The organism is Martinezella sp. CNPSo 3957, from assembly GCF_057784395.1.
On record NZ_JBXSOU010000001.1, the window covers coordinates 1,041,830 to 1,060,797 of the forward strand.

16 protein-coding genes are annotated in these 18,968 nt (G+C 58.7%); 9 read left to right on the forward strand and 7 right to left on the reverse strand.

The genetic code is table 11. The features are described from left to right. Positions 1–336: 336 nt before the first annotated feature. The 8 genes from AC13QE_RS04840 (at position 337) to AC13QE_RS04875 (ending at position 11,908) form a co-directional block, all read left to right on the forward strand. The gene (locus AC13QE_RS04840; protein ID WP_488482805.1) at positions 337–1,404 is read left to right on the forward strand and encodes a KpsE/RkpR family capsule polysaccharide export protein; all 1,068 of its coding nucleotides are present in this window, start codon (positions 337–339) and stop codon (positions 1,402–1,404) included. After that, entirely contained in the window at positions 1,401–2,135 is a 735-nt protein-coding gene (locus tag AC13QE_RS04845) for an ATP-binding cassette domain-containing protein (protein WP_132718455.1), read from the forward strand. Before AC13QE_RS04840 ends, AC13QE_RS04845 begins: the two co-directional genes overlap by 4 nt. A 651-nt stretch (positions 2,136–2,786) precedes the next feature. Then, positions 2,787–3,800 carry a helix-turn-helix domain-containing protein gene (locus tag AC13QE_RS04850; protein WP_132718458.1) on the forward strand — a complete coding sequence of 338 codons (1,014 nt, stop codon included), beginning with the start codon at positions 2,787–2,789 and terminating at the stop codon, positions 3,798–3,800. Positions 3,801–3,857: 57 nt separating this feature from the next. Beyond that, entirely contained in the window at positions 3,858–5,030 is a 1,173-nt protein-coding gene (locus AC13QE_RS04855) for a polysaccharide biosynthesis/export family protein (protein WP_488482806.1), read from the forward strand. A gap of 122 nt (positions 5,031–5,152) precedes the next feature. Then, positions 5,153–6,016 (forward strand): FkbM family methyltransferase, encoded by an 864-nt coding sequence (locus AC13QE_RS04860; RefSeq protein ID WP_488482807.1) that lies wholly within the window; start codon positions 5,153–5,155, stop codon positions 6,014–6,016. Positions 6,017–6,059: 43 nt separating this feature from the next. After that, complete coding sequence (locus AC13QE_RS04865; RefSeq protein WP_488482808.1) at positions 6,060–7,385, forward strand: glycosyltransferase family 4 protein; 1,326 nt, start codon at positions 6,060–6,062, stop codon at positions 7,383–7,385. Between the two features lie 18 nt (positions 7,386–7,403). Beyond that, positions 7,404–8,453: a hypothetical protein gene (locus tag AC13QE_RS04870; RefSeq protein ID WP_488482809.1), complete on the forward strand. Its 1,050-nt coding sequence runs from the start codon at positions 7,404–7,406 to the stop codon at positions 8,451–8,453. A gap of 221 nt (positions 8,454–8,674) precedes the next feature. Continuing rightward, on the forward strand, positions 8,675–11,908 hold the full coding sequence (locus tag AC13QE_RS04875) for an autotransporter domain-containing protein (protein WP_488482810.1): 3,234 nt from the start codon (positions 8,675–8,677) through the stop codon (positions 11,906–11,908). A 73-nt stretch (positions 11,909–11,981) separates the two neighbouring features. On the opposite strand, the gene AC13QE_RS04880 is transcribed toward AC13QE_RS04875, so the two are convergent. From AC13QE_RS04880 to AC13QE_RS04890, 3 genes are all read right to left on the reverse strand, one after another. Next, a complete protein-coding gene (locus tag AC13QE_RS04880) occupies positions 11,982–12,143 on the reverse strand; it encodes a hypothetical protein (RefSeq protein WP_165915251.1) in 162 nt (53 codons plus the stop codon). 82 nt (positions 12,144–12,225) lie between these two features. Continuing rightward, positions 12,226–13,077: a helix-turn-helix transcriptional regulator gene (locus tag AC13QE_RS04885; protein WP_488482811.1), complete on the reverse strand. Its 852-nt coding sequence runs from the start codon at positions 13,075–13,077 to the stop codon at positions 12,226–12,228. A 70-nt stretch (positions 13,078–13,147) separates the two neighbouring features. Then, positions 13,148–13,375, reverse strand: coding sequence for a DUF1127 domain-containing protein (locus tag AC13QE_RS04890; RefSeq protein WP_488482812.1), 228 nt, complete (start codon positions 13,373–13,375; stop codon positions 13,148–13,150). 221 nt (positions 13,376–13,596) lie between these two features. Between AC13QE_RS04890 and AC13QE_RS04895 the strand changes: the two genes are divergently transcribed. Then, positions 13,597–14,742, forward strand: coding sequence for a M24 family metallopeptidase (locus AC13QE_RS04895; protein WP_488482813.1), 1,146 nt, complete (start codon positions 13,597–13,599; stop codon positions 14,740–14,742). A 21-nt stretch (positions 14,743–14,763) separates the two neighbouring features. Here the strand turns inward: AC13QE_RS04895 and AC13QE_RS04900 are convergent, their stop codons facing one another. The 4 genes from AC13QE_RS04900 to AC13QE_RS04915 form a co-directional block, all read right to left on the reverse strand. Next, positions 14,764–15,822 (reverse strand): ABC transporter ATP-binding protein, encoded by a 1,059-nt coding sequence (locus AC13QE_RS04900; RefSeq protein ID WP_488482814.1) that lies wholly within the window; start codon positions 15,820–15,822, stop codon positions 14,764–14,766. Between the two features lie 4 nt (positions 15,823–15,826). Continuing rightward, complete coding sequence (locus tag AC13QE_RS04905) at positions 15,827–16,657, reverse strand: carbohydrate ABC transporter permease (RefSeq protein ID WP_488482815.1); 831 nt, start codon at positions 16,655–16,657, stop codon at positions 15,827–15,829. A gap of 3 nt (positions 16,658–16,660) precedes the next feature. Further along, on the reverse strand, positions 16,661–17,596 hold the full coding sequence (locus AC13QE_RS04910; RefSeq protein WP_488482816.1) for a carbohydrate ABC transporter permease: 936 nt from the start codon (positions 17,594–17,596) through the stop codon (positions 16,661–16,663). Positions 17,597–17,686: 90 nt separating this feature from the next. Further along, a complete protein-coding gene (locus AC13QE_RS04915; protein WP_095436492.1) occupies positions 17,687–18,946 on the reverse strand; it encodes an ABC transporter substrate-binding protein in 1,260 nt (419 codons plus the stop codon). Positions 18,947–18,968: the final 22 nt, after the last annotated feature.

Here is an 18,968-nt window from a genome sequence, read left to right on the forward strand (position 1 = left end):
TCGGAATTATATTTGACTTTCGGAGGATATATGGGAATCTGTTGCGAGTAAATTTCCGCCTAAATCGTCCCCGCGCATTGCCGCAGAAGCCGATGCTGAACGGTGGAAGCCGCGAGATTCACGAAGCCGATGCAATATTTCGGAGAGGCAGCCAGTGGAATGGTCGTGGCAATTCCGAGAGAGATTTGATGGTCCCAGATGAGCCGCATCGAGAATAATAAGGAATTTACCGATTTCATTACACTGGTGGATGCTCGTTCGTCCGGCGTCGTCATAGGCCAACCGGTTTCCTGGCCCTATTCCCTTGTGCGGTGGGTTCGATCGCAGCTGCTGCTATTGCTGATCGTCGTCGTCCCCGGCGTGTTCGGGGCGATCTATTATGGTTTCATCTGCGCCGATCAATATGCCTCGGAAACGCAATTTGTCGTGCGCAGCCCCAATAGAAATGCTGCCGGCCTGCTCAGCGGGTTCCTTCAGAGCACCGGGTTCGTTCGCGCACAGGACGATAGCTACATCGTCACCGAGTTCATCAAGTCGCGCGCAGCCGTCGACGCGCTGGCGAGCAGGGACGACCTGAAAGCGATTCTTTCACGCCCGGAAGGCGACTTCCTCAGCCGCTATCCGCTACCCTGGGCTGAAGCCAATAATGAGGAGCTGTATCAGCATTATCTTCGTTTCATCAATGTGCACACCGACAGCGGCAGCGGCGTGACCACGCTGGATGTGCGTGCATTTCGCGCCGACGATGCTTATCGCCTGGCCAATGCCCTGGTGCAGCATGCGGAAGAGCTCATCAACAGGCTCAACGATCGCGCCCGTGAGGATGCCATTCGCTATGCTCAGATCGAGGTAAATGACAGCCAAACGAGACTGTCCAAGATGCAGACAAGCCTGACCGATTTTCGCAATCGCGAGGCGCTCGTCGACCCGAACAAGCAATCAGCGGCCGCCCTGGATATGATCGCCAGACTCTCGGACGGTCTCGCCGACAACAAGGCACGGCTTTCAGCGCTTGAGGAGCAAGCGCCGCAAAGCCCGCAGGGTGAGGCGCTGAGGGCGCGGGTGGCGGCGATGGAGCGGCAGATCAGCGATGAACGAACAAGGATCGTCGGCAGCGACGGATCAATGGCGCCGCGCATCGCACAATATGAGCAGTTGCTGCTGGAGCGGGAAATGGCTGCGAAGATGCTGACATCGGCGACCACCTCCCTGGAAAACGCCAGGATCGATGCGCAACGCCAGCAACTGTATCTCGAACGAATCGCCGACCCGAATTTGCCTGACCATGCATTGTACCCAAAACGGCTGATCTCGTTTCTGATTCTGGTTGCGGTTTGCTTTGCAACCTTCTGGATCGTCCGCTTTTTCGTGATCCAGGTCTACGAGCACGCGGCCCAGCAATGACCATTTCTCCTTCCAATCTCGCGCGAATCGCGCCGTCGGAGGCGCCGGGGTCGAAGGCGGAAATTCCCTGGCATGAAGATGGCATCGTCGGGGTGTTCGATCTCGTCAAAGAGTATGAAGTGAATGGCCGGATGCGCCGCGTAGTTGACGGCGTGTCATTCAAGATCGGCCGAGGCGAGAAAATCGCCGTGCTTGGGCATAATGGCGCCGGCAAATCGACCTTGGTGCGCATGATTGCGGGGATAGAGGAGCCGACCTCGGGTAAGGTCGTGCGCAACATGTCGATGTCGTGGCCAATCGCCCTGAGCGGTGGCTTCGGTGGTTCGATGACCGGATTCGACTGCATGCGCTTCCTGTCACGCATCTATGATAAGCCATTCAACGAAATTCGTGATCTGGTAGAGGATTTCAGCGAACTTGGCCGCTATCTGCGCATGCCTCTCAGAACCTATTCCTCTGGCATGCGGGCCCGGCTGGCGTTTGGAATGTCGCTTGCCATCGATTTTGATTGCTATCTCATCGATGAGGTGCTGGCCGTTGGGGACAAACGCTTCCAAACGCGTAGCTTCGAGGAGCTTTTCGTCAAGCGCAAGGATCGCTCGATGATCATTGTGGGACATAATCTCAACGTGATCGGCGATTTATGCACGTCGGCGCTTGTGTTGAAGAACGGCCGCGGTCGCGTGTTCAACGATATCGAGGCGGCGTTTCGTATCTACTCCACATTGTAGGCCGGATCGGCGTCTTGGTTGTCTTGATCGGCAACAATAGTGCACGCGGCCATTGCAAATTGAAACAATAACGGACGGCAGCCGGCGACATTTCGCTACCTTTGCGCGCTCCGCCAAAGGAGGGGCGAGAGCTTCGCGTGTCGTCAGAGGCTTGCACATCTAAACCCCCAGATAAATTAGGATAATTGAAAATACCGTGGTCAAGCAATCGACCCATCGGCCACGGCGCCATCAAGTTCCGTCGCCGCCTGCAATCCGAAGGATCGGGCCGGGTTAACTGCCTTCCGGCAAGTCTATTCGCAGAAACAGCTGGCTACCTCTGCAACCTAAACCCGTAGGGCTCCGATTATATTGTCCCGTAGGGCTGTATTTTGTCCGATCTCGTCGCTTTGGGAATTCAACGTTCAGTCGAGCTGTGAACTGGTAGGATTCTGTATAACATCGTCACTATCTGTACTGTTGTGCTAAAATTCATCGTGCTAATTTAAAGACAGATAATGCAACTTGCGCTAAACGATCCCGCAACTTCGTAGCCGCGGGAACGGGATGATGGAGTCGTCATAACGAACGCTGAAAAAAGTGTAGCCTAGATAGAAATCACGTGTTAGCAATTGCTAATATACAACTTGGGATTTTGAGTAGGAATAGCGGATGGCGATGTTGGAAAGAGTTGTCGAGCAATGCGTGGGTACTTTCGAGGTGTATTCCCGTGATGCAATCATTCGTAATCTCGACATGCTTGAGCCAAACTGGAAGTGGTCTGTTCCCTCGGAAACTTCTGGCGACTATTCCTTCAAATTCAGCAAGCAACCCCTTCAGTCAGCATCGATCATAAGCGCCGAGCATTCGGCGGGCCTGGAAGGTATCGCCAAACAGGATTTGCCGCGCGTCAGCATCGTCTTCGTTCTCGCCGGAGAAATAGAGATCAATCATCGGCGAATGCAGAAATCCCTCCGGATTCCCGCCAACAATGTCGCCAGCATCAGTGATCGTGCCGGCAAGCGCATCGAAATCAAGCCGCGCAGCTCCTGGCTGCTGTTTCAGATCCCGGAAGCGGTTATTCGGCAGCACTTTGAAGAGCTGACCGGCAAGCCCTACGTGCAGGAATTCGCGCTAGCACCGGTAAGCTTCCGCCAAGGTGGTGCGCAGGGGCTCTATCAGACGTTACGCCAGGCCGAAAAGGATCTGACGACTGCGCGCCAGACGGAGCGAATGATGCTCGCCAAAGCCTACGGCGAGCTCCTGCTGGTGAAGCTGTTTGCCAAGCTGCCGCACAATCTGTCCGATGCCTTCAATCGCGGCACCTTGGATAACGCGCCGCGACAGCTCCTGAGGGCAGAGGCGTTCATGCGCGACAATCTGCATAATGCCATCATGCTGGAGGATCTCGCGCACGCCGCGAGCTGCAGCCCGCGAGCGCTGCAACGCATGTTCAAGACCTATCGCGGCGATACGCCGATGGGAATCCTTTGCAATTACCGGCTGGCCGCGGCACATGGCGCCATCAAGGGCGGCCAGGCCGAAAGCATCACCGATCTTGCCATGAGCCTGCAATTCTCCAACCCCGGGCGTTTTTCCGTTCTCTACAAGCATGCCTACGGCTCCAGCCCATCGTCGATCCTTCGCTTTTCCCGGGAGCGCAGCGACAATGCCGGAACGGCCTAGCCTGCTTGGCACGATGTTGCCTCGTCAAAACTGCCTCCATGCCAATCAGGATCATCGATGCCGTTGAAGTTTGGATTATTGTGCGTTCTTGCCTGCGTTCTTACGGGCTGTGGATTACCGGAGGCCGGCCCCAAGGCCTCCCGCATATTGGAGGAGGCGGCTGCGCGCGCCATGCCACCATTCGCGGTGGTCGATGTGACTTCGACGGCGATGGTCAAGAGCGTTGCGCGACCTGAAGCCAGCTTTGCCACCTATTTCGGCCAGGGCGCACGTGATCCTGGCTTAAGGATCGCGGTGGGGGACGTTGTCTCCGTCAGCCTCTGGGAAGCACCACCTGGAAGCTTGTTCGGGATGGCCTCGAGCGCTTCGGGTCAGCAACAGGCGACCGGCAGTTCGGTGACGATCCCGCCGCAAACCATCAACAGCGATGGCACGATCAGTATTCCCTATGTGGGTCGGATCACGGCTGCCGGCCGCACGCCGGCTTCGGTGGAAAAGGCGGTGGTTTCCGGCCTGACGGGCAAGGCGGTGCAGCCACAGGCATTGGTGACCGTCCAGCAAAGCTCATCGAACACCGTCACGGTTACCGGCGAGGTGGCCGGCGGTGCACGCGTCGCACTTTCGCCCGCCGGCAGCCGGGTGCTCGATGCTATTGCCGCAGCGGGAGGATTGCGCGCCGGCGTCAACGACAGCGTCGTCTACTTGACGCGCGGCGGACGAACCATGCACCTGCCTTTTACCGCGATTGTTCAAAATCCGCGCGAAAACGTGAGATTGCGGCCCGAAGACGTCGTTACAGTGGTGCGCGAGCCGGTTACCTACACGATTCTCGGCGCATCAGGCCAGAATGGCGAAGTCCCCTTCAGCGTTCAGCATTTGACCATGGCAAACGCCGTTGCACGTGCAGGAGGCTTGCAGGACAGCCGCGCCGATGCTTCGGGCGTCTTCCTTTTCCGCTACGAGCCGCTTGAGGTTGCCCGCCGCATCGTTGCGCCGAGCAATCCGTTGCTGCGCCGTGGTGGACCTGTCCCGATCGTCTACCGGTTCAACCTGAAGAACGGCTCGACGCTGCTTGCAATGCAGAACTTCGAGGTTCAGCCGCGAGATATAATTTATATTTCGAATGCCTCGTCGGTCGATATTCAGAAGTTCATGGGCCTCTTCCAGGGGGTTACCGGGACGGCTCTGTCGGCGGCATCGGTCGGCATCTCCGCGTCGGCAGCAAACTGAAGACGACGGAGCAAGTGCCTGGAACGGCCGGAGGCGGATGATCTCGCTGCGATCGAGGGAGTTTCCCGATGCTGCCTGGCCTGCGGAATGCGTTACGGGCATGCTGGAACGAGAGAGGTACGATGAGTTCTTCGGCACTGCTACATCTTCATGAATTGATGGCGTTCGATCGGCATCAGGCCGAAACGGCCATCTTGCAGCGCGTGAACAGCGCCTACCTTGGAAACCACGCGGCTTTGGTGCGTGTACTCGGTCGCTACAAGCTTTATGTGGACACCCGAGACAGAGGCTTCGGATCTCATGTTCTTCTGGACGGCTTTTGGGAAATCTGGCTGACGCTGTTCTGCGCGCGCAACGTCAAGCGCGGCATGACCGCGATCGATGTCGGGGCGAATTTTGGCTATTACTCCCTTCTGCTTGCCGAACTCGTCGGCGCAAGGGGCGAATTGATCGCCGTCGAGCCCAATCCCCATGCCGCCGATTTCCTGCGTCGCAGCGTCGAGCTCAACGGGCTGCTCGGACGGACGCGGATCGAAACATCGGCGCTCGGTGCAACGATATCGGGAGACGCCTCTCTATATGTTCCCCATAGCGAGCCGAAGAATGCCCAGATCGTTTCGGAAATGTTTCAACCTCGCCCACAGGACGGCGTTGTCATCAAGGTCCCCGTGACAACCCTCGACGGGATGAGCGCCGCCTGCTCGCGCGTCGATTTCATCAAGATCGATGCGGAGGGAGCAGAGGAGGTGATACTCGAAGGAATGGCCGAGACCATTGCCCGCCATAAGCCGATGCTCGTGGTCGAATTCAATCCTGCCCGCTATGCCGACGCATCCGGTTTTCTCGAACGGCTTGCCGGCATCTACGGAGCAATGCGGCGTCTCGATTTCAGCGGCGAGGCAGTTCCCATCACCAGCGAAGACCTGCTTTCGAAATACGGGGCCGACGATTCGCTGCTCGTTCTTTCGCGCGATAAGCCAGCTTGATCGAGAGCGGTGAGAGTTCCCAAATACTGAGGGAGAGATAGGAATGAGCCAGACGATCCTTTACGACGGTCTCAATCTTTCCCTCAAGAAGGGCACCGGGGTTGCGACCTATACCCGCGGCCTGATGGCGACGGCCCAGTCCCTCGGCTATCGGACGGGCGTGGTCCATGGAATTCCCGGAAACGTTCCGAAGGATCCTGTTTTGCGGGAAGTGCTCCTCTTCGATGAAGCCAGCGCTCAAGTGCCCGGAGCGATTTCGGTCGCCAAGCGTTGGCTGCGGCGGCGCATCGCCGCGCCGTTCGGCATCGCTCCGGTTCCGATCTCATTGAGCGGCACCGTCATTGTGAAATCGCTTCAATCGCAACTTGGTGCGGCCGATGCGATTTATGCCGCCAACGATCTGTTTCAACTCGCGCGCCATCATTTCAAGCGTTACGGCAACAACCTGACCATGAAGTTCGAGACGCAGCCCGATCTTCTCCATTGCACCTATCCGATGCCGATCGCAGCAAAAAGGGCGTTGAATGTCTACACGATCCACGACTTGGTTCCCTTGCGGCTGCCTTATCTGACCGAGGACAACAAGCGCTATCACTACAAGATGCTGCGCTCTCTGGTTCGGCGAGCGGATCACATCGTAACGGTATCGGAAACGTCACGGGCCGATATCATCAAGGTTCTCGGCGTCGACGAGGCACGGGTCAGCAATACCTACCAGGCCGTTCAGGTGCCGGAGCGACTTCGCGAGAAACCGGACGATGTTGTCGCCAATGAGGTTGCCGGCATCTTCCATCTCGATTGGAAGGGCTATTTCCTTTTCTTCGGCGCTTTCGAGCCGAAAAAGAACATCTCCCGGCTGATCGAAGCTTACCTTGCTGCAAAGACGGACAAGCCGCTCATCATTGTCGGCGCTCCCGGATGGAAGGGGGCGGAGACGCAACAGCTGATCGATGACGACCGTTTCCGCTTCTATCTTCGCGCGGAGGATCGCATCCTGCCGCAGCGGCAAATCCGGCGCTTCGACTTCGTATCCTATCCCTTGCTGATCAGCCTGATCAGGGGAGCGCGCGCAGTACTATTTCCGTCGCTCTACGAAGGCTTTGGCCTGCCAGTGCTGGAATCCATGCAGCTTGGGACACCTGTTCTGAGCTCCACGGAGGGATCGATTCCCGAGATAGCCGGGAATGCAGCGCTGCTGGTCGACCCCTATGATACGGAGGAGATGCGCAAGGCGATCGTCAGCCTGGACCAGGATGACGGGCTATGCGCCTCCTTTGCCAAGTCCGGCCCCAGACAGGCCGCGCGTTTTTCGCCGGATCGATATCAACAGAAGGTTGGCTCGCTTTATGACAGCCTCTTCAACGGATAATCAAACGAGGAGTGCGTCGTGACCATCCTCTTTGCATTCGGAATGCCGGGGGTCATGTCTTCCTGGGGCGTTGCAGCGGTTCACGCCCTGGCCCGCGAAGCCTTCGGCGATTATGCGGTCATTGCCACCGATACTGTGGAGGATCTCAAGCAGCATGTCCTCGCGCGATCGGGCGCGCATGCCGTTCTCGTCTCGCAGTTTCCTGAAGCACGGCTATCGGAACTGATCCTCAGGGTCAACGTGCCGTTTCTGTTATTTCTCGAAGATCCCCTCGACGCTGTTTCCTACCTCGCTCGTGCGACCGGGCAGCGGGATATCGCTTTGGTCAGGGCCGTTTCGGCGAGCCTTGCCTGCCTCGAGCCGCTTGCGGGCGCTTCCGGAGCGCTGGTCTTGCGTCGCGGCGATGTCGATCAAAAGGGCAGCATAGATCTTTTGCTGAGGACCATAGACCGGCATTTCAGTACCGATCTTAAACTGGAGCAGATAGCCAACGCGCTGCTGCATGTCGGCATGGCGCCTGCCGGACAACCACCGCATAAAGCACCGAAACTGGAGGAAGCCGCCGCGGCTGTCATTGCGGGCTATTTGACACCGCAGGAGGCGGTTCCGGAGGTCAGCGAGGGACTGCGCGAGACGGCAAGGAAGGTTCTCCGTCCCCTCGAATTCGACCGCCGTAAAGCCCCGAGCACCGTCTTCTGGCCGCAAGAAGCGTTCCTATCAGGCGATAGTTTGGGGCAGGCTCTGGACGATCTGGTCGATCTCACCGGTGGCGCCCGCTGCCTCATCTATGGCCCCTATCTTCACCTGCCGACGGGGCGCTGGAATGCGAAATTCATTTTCGATGTCGACGAAGACTGCCAGGGGCAGATCTTCACCGTAGAGGTACATGCTGCCGAATTGCTCGGCCGCCTGCGTGTGTGCCCGCAAGGCACCGGCTCATTCGAAGCGGCAGTGCCGATCGATGTTGTCGATCCGCGTGCGCCGATCGAAATTCGATTGATGATGGATAGCGGCGCCATTGAGGGACGTCTTTCCGCCTGGAGCGTCGAGTGGCTGCGAGCAGCCTGACAATCGGCTCTCGTCGTTGACAGCGGCGTGTGCGCAGGTCGACCAAGGGTAAGTGCTATCGCGTGGGAGCGGGGAGGCGAGGATGATCGAACTCGCCGACGGCATTCAGGATTGGCGAAACTCGGCGTCGTAAAGGAACAACCCTTGTCACATAGGATATAAGGTAAACAACTAGAGCAGGCCTCTCACTTAACAGTGATATTGTTCATGGGGGACCTGTCTTGTCTGTAATTGCAAAACTTCGAGTATCCACGGCGCTTTGTCTGGTTTTCAGCGCATGCCCGGCCATAGCGCTGGCGCAAGAAGCCTATCTGAATAAGAATGTTCCGGCCTTCATGGATACCGGTGCAACGAACCAGCGCGGTGACGCGCGCTATGCCACGAAGGAAACCAACGCAGCCGTCCGGCTGCTCAGCGGTTTTCTCGATATCTGGCAGCCCCGCACGCCCTTTGTGGATGCCGGCACTTCGGCCCCCGCACGCGATGGTTTTCCCGCCGTCCCGACAACGGACTGGGATGGCATACCAGGCAGCGCCACGGATGGGACCATCCTCAATCGGGCGGTACATGACTACAATATCCAATATGTCATCAATGCCACGCGCAATCGTACCGCCCAGCAGGCTGTCGATGCCTATCTCGATGACCGGCGCGGCAAGGCCATCAGCATGCTGGATGGGCTCGGCCCGCTGCAGGATGCCTGGACCAAGGGGACCAAGCAGACCACAACCATCCTGAATGTCGCGCCCGATGCGACAACAGTCAAATACGACGACGGGGGCAACAATACAGGCATCGGCAGCAGCAGCAATCCCGATCTTGGCCTGGCTGTCGATCTTCTGGGGCGTGTTGGTCAGGATGCATCCACGGAACCCGCCAAGCGCTATTTCAAATATGCGCGGCCGTGGCGGTGGTCGAGCGACGTCAAGGTCCTCCCGACGCTGGAGCCGGCCAAGAGCGGCACCCCCGTCACCGATGGCGGTTTCCCGAGCGGTCATACCGCAGAGGCGTGGCGCGACGCGCTGACTATGGCCTATCTCGTGCCGCAGCGCTTTCAGGAGCTGGTTACGCGCGCCGTGGTGATGGGCGACAACCGCATCATTGCCGGCATGCATTCGCCGCTCGACGTCATCGGCGGGCGCATGCTGGGCACGGCAGCGGTGGTCTACAATCTCAATCAGGCGAGCGCCCAGGACCTCAAGGCCCAAGCCTATGAGCAGACCCAGGCTTGGCTGAAAAAGGAAACAAACTCGACAACGGCAGCCGATCTTTATGTCGCGGCGCACGCTGCCGATCTCTCAACGGATCGTTTCGCAAACCACGATGCCAATGCAGCCTATGTCGCCGCCCGCATGACCTACGGCTTTGCGCCCATAGGCGCGACGGACAAGCCCGCCTATGTACCGAAGGGGGCGGAGGTGCTGCTGGAAACACGTATGCCTTACCTGACCGCGGATCAGCGCCGCGCGGTTCTTGCCACCACGGCTCTCCCTTCCGGCTATCCGGTCATGGACGACCCGGAAGGCTATGGCCGCCTCAACCTCTTCGCTGCGGCCGATGGCTATGGCGCGTTCCGGGAGGATGTCACCGTCAATATGGACAAAAGCCTCGACGGCTTCAACGCCTTCGACGCCTGGCGCAACGATATCGGCGGAAGCGGCAAGCTGACGAAAGAAGGCACTGGCACGCTGATGCTCACCGGATTCAATACCTACTCCGGCGGAACCCGCGTGAGCGGTGGTATGCTCGCCGGCAGCAGCGGCAGTGCTTTCGGAACTGGCCCCGTCCAGATCGACACCGGTGGCCAATTGATGGTGAACACGCTTGTGACGAGTACGCTCGCCAACACCATCTCCGGGACCGGCGTGTTTGAAAAACGCGGAACGGGCAATCTGATTTACGCGGGCGACGGCTCGCAGTTCACCGGAACGACGCTTCTCAACGGCGGGCGCTTCTCGATCAATGGTTCGTGGGGCGGATCGTTGGACGTGGAAGCCGGTGCAATCCTCGGCGGCAATGGCACGACCGGAAGTGTAACGCTGAAAAGCGGCAGCCATCTGTCTCCTGGCAATTCCATCGGCACGCTCAACGTCAATGGCAATCTTACACTCTCGCCTGGCTCCGCCTATGATCTGGAAATCGCCAGTAACGGCAAATCCGACCGGGCGATCGTCAGCGGAACGGCTGTGGTCGAAGGGGCCAGCGTGAATGTGATCGCCCTTGACCCGACCGTCAGCTATGCGGCAGGCCAGTCCTACACATTCCTGACAGCTGGTAATGTGACCGGGCGGTTCGGCAATCTTCTGATCGACTCCGCCTTCATCGATTCGCAGCTCCTCTATACGGCCAACGACGTGACCTTGCGTCTCTCATCCTGGGGCGGCCATTCCTTTACCACCGCGGCGCAGACTGCGAACCAACGAGCTGTCGCCTCGGCTCTCGATGCGCTCGATCAATCTGTCGGCTCCGATAGCCTGCCGCTCTACAACGCGGTTCTCTTCATGAATGCAGAGAATGCGCGCAATGCATTCGATCAGCTTTCCGGTGAGGACCACGCCAGCGCCCAGTCTGCCCAGCTTACGAATTCGCAGATTGTCGCCGAAACGATCCTCGACCGTTTGAGCTCCGGCGATACGGGGGCGTGGACGTCCGGCTACGGCATGCGCAGCCGCTTCGGCAGCGATGGCAATGCCGGCTCTTACGATCTGTCCGGAGGAGGGGTCTTCATCGGTGGCGATGGCTTCGTCGCGGACGACGTGCGTCTCGGCCTGATGGCCGGATGGGGTCACTCCACGCTCGAAAGCCGCCGCACGAGCGGTTCGACGGATATCGATAGCTATCATATCGGCGTTTATGGTGGAAAAGACATCGGCCATCTGTCGCTCAAGGCAGGCGCTGCCTATAGCTTCAACCAGATCGATACGAGCCGGTCGATCTTTATGAATGGCTTCAGGGACTCACTGAATGCCGACTACGATGCGGGTCTGGCGCAATTCTTCGGTGAGGCGAGCTACGCATTTCAACTCGGTCAGCAGGTTGAGTTGTCTCCCTTCGCAAATCTGTCGCATGCCATCCTCTCGACGGACGGCTTTAGCGAAAAAGGCGGCGCTGCGGCTCTTTCGGCAACGGATAGCGATACTCGGGCGACCTTCACCACGGTTGGTCTGCGGGCTACGGGCAATTTCGATCTTGGCGGCAAGGTCATGACCTGGAACACGATGGCCGGCTGGCAGCATGCTTTCGGCGATGTCACGCCCGAAAGCCGAGTGTCCTTCGCCGGAGGTGACAGCTTCCTGGTTTCGGGAACACCGATCGGGCGTGACGCTGCCAAGGTTTCGCTCGGGATTGGCATGAAGATCAGCGAGAACGCGGATCTCGGAATCTCCTATCACGGCGAGTTTTCGAAGGATGTAACCGAAAACAAGGCCCGCGCAGACTTCAAGCTGCGCTTCTAATAGACAGGCGTTGCGGCGCTCCTGCCGCAACGCCTCCATTTCGATTAATCGCGGGGCCGGCCCGACGGCTTTCCTATTCCTTGCCGCTCGCAGCGGCTGACGTCGATTGCCCGGCTTCTTTCAAGGCAGCCGCACATTCCTCGCAGCATACCTCAACTGATTTGCCGCCAAGGTTGACCTTGATGGTCTCCGAGCCGAGTTCGCAATCGCAGGCGGCACATGTGGTTCTCTTCATCTCATGATCCTTTTCTGATTGATCCCCTTGCTGAGGCAGGCTCATGAGAGCATCGATGATGGTATCGGCGCTGTCGAAATCTTTAGCGAACCGCGTAGCGCTTCGGCTTCAGCTGCGCCGAACGCTGAAATTCCGCCGGTGTCTGCCCGTAAGTCTGTTTAAACGCAGCACTGAAATGGCTGTGGCTGGAAAAGCCGAGATCGAGCCCGAGCATGGTCAGGTCGTCGTAGGCGCCGAGGAGGTCGAGAGCGCGTGCCAGCCGAAGCCGTAGCTGATAGCGATAAAGCGGAATGGCTTCCACCTGTTGGAAGACTTGCGTCAGATAGACGGGCGAGACGCCGACTTCTGTTGCGATCTCTGCACGCGTCCAGCGGCGGGCAAGATCGGAGGACAGAACGAGCTTTGCCCGGTCGACAAGCTTCTGCCGGCCGGAACTTGCGCCGGCCGCATGCGACGTCCGTTCGCCGAGAGAACGGCGTACCAGGGTCAATGCCAGCGTTTCGCCCTCCAGGCTCTCGGCTATATTGCGGCTGAGCCCATGGCGAAGCATCGCCACGAGTGCCTGCGCACGTGGATCTATGCGTCGGCGCTGCCGACGGAAGATGACGCTTTCGCCGGACTGGACCTGCTCTTTCGGCGCGAGCTCGTGAAGGACGCTCTCATCTATACTGAAATCGAGACAGGAATCGCCACCGTCAACGGGATGACTGATCCGATATCCCTGTCCCTTATTGAAGAATAATACCTGGTTTGCTTCCGCAACGGTATCACTCTGGTCGACGTGGCGCTTGAAGACGCCACGATAGGGATAGACGAGGCTTGTCTTGTGGGCGCACTCTTCATCGCTCTTATGTCGGCATTCGCCATTGCAGACGATATCGCGGATGAGGACGGTTTTCGTCTTCAGCAGCAATGCGGTCGTAATTTCTGACATGCCGAACTTCCCCATCCCGGCGTTGACGCCCGCCATACCAGTGAAGCCTAACACATCCTGCGTCATCTTTTTAGTAGCGGCTATAAATATGGACATCGCTTCCATTCTGACCGCGGGAAAGGCCAATGTCTTTCAACTGATCGTCCGACAGTTCCAGAAGCGCATTGCGGTTTCTGCGCTCGACCATTTTGCGTACGAGCGCACGTACAAGGTCCAGCAAGGTCGAGAAAGACGCGCCTCGAGTCTTATGGAAGGCGCGGGCCTGTTCGGAAGAAGTGATGATGCTTGTGGCTTGCATAGCGATACTCCATCGGTTGCTTCGATGAGAGCAGTGAACCACTGGAGCCGTATTCGCGCTGTCAAATAATTTAGCTATCGAACCTGGCAGCGACCTTCGTGAAAGCGGTGAATTTGTATTTTTCTTGTCGACATGCGTGTTGCAGGAGCGATAGTGTCGGCACCGCTCCGCATGGCGTGAGGATAAGCTATGCAGGGCGAAGAGTATTGAGGAGAGTAAGAATGTCGTGGCAACACCCAGTACCCCGGATTACCGCAGGGGAAAGACAACAGCGCCTTTCGAGCCTTCGAAAGCTGCTCGATGCAAAGGGATGGGCCGGTGTGTTGCTCGGGCCGACCGAGAGCCTGCGTTACTTCACCGGGCTCGTCTGGCATGCAAGCGAGCGGTTTCTCGGCGCGCTGGTGACGCCGACAGACCTCTACTACATCGTACCGGGCTTCGAGCGCAGCAGGGTGGAAACCCTGCCGCATCTGCCGGCAGATATCCTGGAATGGCAGGAGGAAGAGAGCAGCGCGGCACTCGTAGCCCGCGTGCTGGGAGATAAGGGCATCTTGGCGCTCGACGACAACATGCCGCTTTACTTCTACAACGCGCTGGCCGTCGAGCTTGGAGCTGAAAGGCTTGTCAACGGCGGGCCGATCATCAATGGCCTGCGCCGGATCAAGTCCCCAGCCGAAATCGCGCTCATTCAATATGCCATGAACCTGACACTAGACGTGCATAAGCAGGCGCATACCCTGCTCAAGCCGGGGATTCTCGCGTCGGAAGTGGTCGAATTCATCGACCGGCGCCATCGCGAGGCGGGCGCCGATGGCGGCTCGACCTTCTGCATCGTATCCTTCGGCGAAGCCACGTCCCTGCCACACGGCGCCGATGGCGACCAGACGCTCGGCGAAGACGACGTCATCTTAGTGGATACGGGCGCCCGCATCGACGGCTATCATTCCGACCTGACGCGGACATACAAGCTGAAGAGCGGCGACAGCGCCTTCGAAGATGCCTGGGCGATCGAACGCGAGGCGCAGCAGGCCGTTTTCGAGGCGGCAAAGCTGGGCGCCGCCTGCTCGAGCCTGGACGATGCGGCTCGCGCGGTGCTTGCCAGACACTCGCTTGGGCCCGACTATAAGCTGCCGGGACTGCCGCATCGTGCCGGTCACGGTCTTGGCCTGGAAATTCATGAGGAGCCTTACATCGTGCGCGGTAACGCGACGGTGCTTGAGGCCGGCATGTGCTTCTCAAACGAGCCGATGATCGTCTTTCCGAAGAAATTCGGTATCCGACTGGAGGACCACATCTACATAGCGTCGGATGGGCCGCACTGGTTCACGCAGCCGTCCAGCGGGCCGACCGAGCCATTTGCGAACTGAGAATTTTAATCGGGGCGACCGTCAAGTCACCCTTTTTCCATCCTCATCGAAGACATGCAGATGCTGCGCCGGGAAGCCGACGTGGACTTGCGTCCCCGCGCCGAGGGCCGTGCGATCTAATGTGAATACCTTGAACGGCAGGCCGTGCAGCGAGAGATGCAGGATGATGCCGAAGCCGGTGGGCTCGATCAGTTCGACATTGGCGGCCATGTCGGAGGGGTCGGACGACAGCACGACATGCTCCGGCCGAATGCCGAGCGTCACTTTCGTGCCGGCGGCCAGTTGCAGCGGCTCGGGAAGCGGCACGAGCGTGCCGTCCTTGAGCTTGACGGCATTGCCCTCGTAAGTCGCATCAAGGAAGTTCATGCCGGGTGAACCAATGAAGCCGGCCACGAAGAGATTGGCGGGGCGGTCATAGAGTTCGAGCGGGCTGCCGACCTGCTGAACCACCCCGCCATGCATGGCGACGATACGGTCCGCCAGCGTCATCGCCTCGATCTGATCGTGGGTGACATAGATCGAGGTCGCCTTCAGGTCGCCATGCAATTTCTTGATCTCGGCACGCATCTGCTCACGCAAGCGGGCGTCGAGATTCGACAACGGCTCATCGAACAGGAAGGCTTTCGGCTGCCGCACGATGGCGCGGCCCATGGCGACGCGCTGGCGTTGGCCACCGGAAAGGGCTTTCGGTCGACGTTCGAGCAGCGGATCGAGACCGAGCTTGGATGCGGCGCCGGCGACAGCCTTGGCGATGCCATCCTTGGCCACCTTCCGCAGCCGCAGGCTGTAGCTCATGTTGCCGGCCACATTCATATGCGGATAAAGCGCATAGGACTGGAAGACCATCGCGATGTCGCGGTCCTTCGGATGCAATTCGTTGACGCGATTGTCGGCAATGCGGATTTCGCCGCCGCTGATGTCCTCAAGCCCGGCAATCATCCGGAGCAGGGTGGATTTTCCGCATCCGGAAGGGCCGACAAGAACGACGAATTCGCCGTCCTTGATCCTGAGATCGATGTCATGCAGCACCTGCACGTGGCCGTAGGCTTTCTTGACGTTTTGAATATCGATCGATGCCATATGACTAACCCTTGACCGCGCCGGCCGTCAGGCCCTGCACGAGATAGCGTTGGATAAGCAGGAAGAAGAGGGCTGCCGGAATGAGCGCCATGACGCCCGCCGCCATCATCTGCCCGAAATCCACGGAGAATTTCGAGACGAAAGTAAGAAGCCCGACCGGGAAGGTCGCTGCCTGATTGCCGTTGATGAGCATCAGCGCAAAGAGAAGCTCGCTCCATGCCGCCGTGAAGACGAAGCCGAGGGTGGCTGCGATACCGGGCAGCGTCAGCGGCAGGATGATCTGCCGGAAAGCCGTGAACTGCGTTGCACCGTCGATCATGGCTGCCTCCTCCAGATCCTTCGGAATGCCGTCGAAGAAGGACTGCATCAGGAAGGTGGCGAAGGGCACGTTGAAGGCCGTGTAGACGATGACGAGGCCGGTCAGGCTGTTTGTCAGACGCAGCGGCGTCAGGATCTTGAAGATCGGTGCGACGAGCATGACCAGCGGAAACATCTGCGTCAGCAGCATCAGCGCCACGATCCAGTATTTGGCGCGGAAATTAAAGCGTGAGAGAGCATAGCCGGAGAGCGATGCGCAGATGGTCACGGCAATTGCCGTCGAGGCCGAGACGATCAGGCTGTTCTTGAAGAAGGTCGGGAAGTCGCTGTGCTGCAGCACGAAGGCATAGTGTTCCCAGGTCGTGCGCGACGGCCACATGCGCACGCCCTCGGTATAGAGCAGATCGTTCGGCGTCATCGACACTTTCAGCAGCCAGAAGAGCGGGAAGAGCGCGAAGACGACGTAGCAAAGAATTGCCAGGCGATGCGCGATGGTGGGAAGAATGGATCGTCTCATGGCTTAATCCTTGTTCAGCAGGGTCTGCCGCAGCAGGATGATCAGCATGGAATAGGTGAGAAGGAGAACCAGCAGTACCAAGGCGATGGCCGAGGCGTAGCCGAAATCCAGCCGTTTGAAAGCCTGCGTGAAGATGTAGCTGGCAACGATCTGCGTGCGGTCCGCGGGTCCGCCGCCGGTCATGACGACGATCAGATCGGCGAAATTCGAGACCCAGACCGTGCGCAGCAGCACGGTAATGGCGATGGTCGGAGCGAGGAAGGGAAGGGTAATCGAGCGGAAGCGCTCGAACCAGCCGGCGCCGTCGATCGAAGCGGCCTCATAGAGATCGCGCGGGATTGCCTGGAGAGCTGCCAGCAGCGTGATCGCGAAGAAGGGAATGCCCCACCAGACATTGGCAACGATCGGTCCCCACATTGCATAATTCGGGTCCGATAGGATGTTGTTCGGCTCGTTCATCAGGCCCATGGCATAAAGCCAATGCGGGATCGGGCCGATGACCGGATTGAACAGCCAGGACCAGTTGAGACCGGCGAGGAAAGAGGGAACGGCCCAGGGCAGGAATACGAGCGCCTGAACGATCGATCTGCCGAAGAAGGGTTTGTCCAAAAGAAGTGCCAGGATCAGCCCAAAGATGAACTGCAGCACCACGGAAGCGCCCGTCCACCAAAGCGTATTCTTCAGTGCCCAGTAGAAGGCCTTATCCTTTGACAGATCGCGAAAGTGCTCGAGGCCGATGAAGCCACCGGAAAATGGATTGAGCAGCTGAATATCGCGAAACGCATAGGATATGCCGATCGCCAGCGGCACCAGCATCACGGCGATGATGAGGATCAGGGCAGGGGCGCTGTAAAGATACGGTTCCGAGGCGTCGGCGAGGCGCTTCAGCCACGGCCTGCGGTCGTGACGCCTGTCGAGCGTGTCGGTGATCGAAGTCATCTGCAAGAGTTCCCATTCGCGGCGTTCGAACGCCGTCTGTTTCAAGTGGGCAGAGACGGCGGCGGATCGCTCCGCCGCCGCATGTACGTTCTATTTCTTCGCGAGGAATTTCTGCTGGGCCTTGGTCAAGTAATCGGCCCATTGGTCGGCCAGATCCTTGGCCGAGATATCGCCGAGCAGTGCCTGCTGAGAGGTCTTGATCGCCAGCGAATCCTTGAAGAAGGCGAATTCCTCAAGATAGGTCGGCATCACTGTGGGAACGGTGTCCTTGTCGGCCAGTTCCTGGAACCAGCCCTTGAACTGATCGCCGGCGTAGAAGGGGTCCTTTTCAGCGGCCGTATAGGCCGGAAGCGCGCCGATCTTCTTATTCCACTCGAGATTGCCTTCCTTGCCTTCAAGGGTTGCAATCAGCTTCCAGGACAGATCCTTGTTCTGGCTCGTCGAGAACATCGACCAGCCGGCATAGCCAATGGTCGGGAAGGACTTGCCATCCGGACCCTTCGGCAGCGGTGCAACGCCGAAATCATCCTTTTTCATGCGTTCCGCAACGGCGATCAGCGCATCCGGATCCTGGTCGAGGAAGGCGCAGGTGCCGGAATAGAAGCCGGCGACGACTTCGTTGAAGCCCCAGTTGACGCTATCCTTCGGCGCATAGCCCTTCTTGTAGAGATCGACCATCCACTCGATGCCCTTCGCCCAGCCCGGGCTGTTCATCGTCGAGGTGCCGTCGTCCTTGAAGTACTTGTTGTCGCCGGCCATGGAGGCGGCAAAGATCATCCAGCCGTTGAGACCGCCCGGACCGCCGCGCATGCAATAACCGTATTTGCCCGGTAGCTTCGAGATGGCCTCGGATGCCTTGACGAATTCGTCCATCGTCTTCGGCGGCTCGGCGATGCCGGCATCCTTCAGGATCTTCTTGTTGTAGAACATGGCGCGCAGATAGAATCCGTAAGGCAGCATATAGGCGGTGTTCTTGACATCGCGGCCGAGTTGAAGCGCGCGCGGCGTCAGTTCACTCGTATGTTCCCACTTCGCGAGGTAGGGCTCGAGGCTTTCGAGCATGCCGTTATTGCCGTAGAGCGACAGCCAGGTATCAGGCATTTCCATCACGTCGGGCGTATCGCCGGCCGAAACCATGGTGGCGAATTTCTGGAAGGCTTCGTTCCAGGGCAGGGAGATGATATCGACCTTGGTGCCTGGGTTGGCGGCTTCGAACTTGGCGACGATCGACTTCAGCGTCTCGGTGCGCTCCGGGCTCGTGATGACTTCCACAAGCTTCAGCGTCGTATCGGCAAAGGCGGTGCCGCCCATCAAGGCGGTAAAGAGTGCTGCTGTTATCAGTCTTTTCATGTTGCTTCCCCTTTTTAGGTTT

Coding starts and splice junctions, on each gene's coding strand:
- AC13QE_RS04845 (WP_132718455.1), top strand. CDS start 1,401: ATGACCATTTCTCCTTCCAATCTCGCGCGAATCGCGCCGTCGGAGGCG.
- AC13QE_RS04850 (WP_132718458.1), top strand. CDS start 2,787: ATGGCGATGTTGGAAAGAGTTGTCGAGCAATGCGTGGGTACTTTCGAG.
- AC13QE_RS04855 (WP_488482806.1), top strand. CDS start 3,858: ATGCCGTTGAAGTTTGGATTATTGTGCGTTCTTGCCTGCGTTCTTACG.
- AC13QE_RS04860 (WP_488482807.1), top strand. CDS start 5,153: ATGAGTTCTTCGGCACTGCTACATCTTCATGAATTGATGGCGTTCGAT.
- AC13QE_RS04865 (WP_488482808.1), top strand. CDS start 6,060: ATGAGCCAGACGATCCTTTACGACGGTCTCAATCTTTCCCTCAAGAAG.
- AC13QE_RS04880 (WP_165915251.1), bottom strand. CDS start 12,143: ATGAAGAGAACCACATGTGCCGCCTGCGATTGCGAACTCGGCTCGGAG.
- AC13QE_RS04885 (WP_488482811.1), bottom strand. CDS start 13,077: ATGTCAGAAATTACGACCGCATTGCTGCTGAAGACGAAAACCGTCCTC.
- AC13QE_RS04890 (WP_488482812.1), bottom strand. CDS start 13,375: ATGCAAGCCACAAGCATCATCACTTCTTCCGAACAGGCCCGCGCCTTC.
- AC13QE_RS04895 (WP_488482813.1), top strand. CDS start 13,597: ATGTCGTGGCAACACCCAGTACCCCGGATTACCGCAGGGGAAAGACAA.
- AC13QE_RS04900 (WP_488482814.1), bottom strand. CDS start 15,822: ATGGCATCGATCGATATTCAAAACGTCAAGAAAGCCTACGGCCACGTG.
- AC13QE_RS04905 (WP_488482815.1), bottom strand. CDS start 16,657: ATGAGACGATCCATTCTTCCCACCATCGCGCATCGCCTGGCAATTCTT.
- AC13QE_RS04910 (WP_488482816.1), bottom strand. CDS start 17,596: ATGACTTCGATCACCGACACGCTCGACAGGCGTCACGACCGCAGGCCG.
- AC13QE_RS04915 (WP_095436492.1), bottom strand. CDS start 18,946: ATGAAAAGACTGATAACAGCAGCACTCTTTACCGCCTTGATGGGCGGC.